This is a genomic window from Fibrobacter sp. UBA3629 (genome assembly GCF_002374005.1).
Classification (GTDB): Bacteria; Fibrobacterota; Fibrobacteria; order Fibrobacterales; family Fibrobacteraceae; genus Fibrobacter.
The window spans coordinates 4,042-4,361 of record NZ_DFLC01000020.1 but is presented as its reverse complement, the minus strand read 5'-3'; the positions used below and the strand labels follow the sequence as shown (position 1 = coordinate 4,361).

The 320-nt window shown below is 57.5% G+C and carries 1 protein-coding gene; it reads right to left on the bottom strand.

The annotated features are described in order from the left end of the window. A partial coding sequence (locus tag B2310_RS07110) for a phosphoenolpyruvate carboxykinase domain-containing protein (protein ID WP_290729987.1) occupies positions 1 to 320 on the bottom strand: 320 nt, incomplete at both ends.

The following is a 320-nucleotide window of genomic DNA, read 5'->3' as shown; positions in this document are numbered from 1 at the left end:
GCGAGGTTCGTCTTACCGCAAGCAGACGGGAATGCGCCAGTCACGTACTTGACTTCGCCCTTCGGGTTGGTGAGCTTGAGGATGAGCATGTGTTCAGCGAGCCAGCCTTCGTCGCGAGCGAGAACGGTAGCGATACGGAGAGCGAAGCACTTCTTACCGAGAAGAGCGTTTCCACCGTAGCCCGAACCGTAGGACCAAATGAGGCGTTCTTCGGGGAACTGAGTGATGTACTTGTATTCAACGTCAGCGCAGGGCCAGATGCCGTTGTCGCTTTCGCATTCGCGGAGCGGCTTACCAACGGAGTGGAGGCACGGAACGAA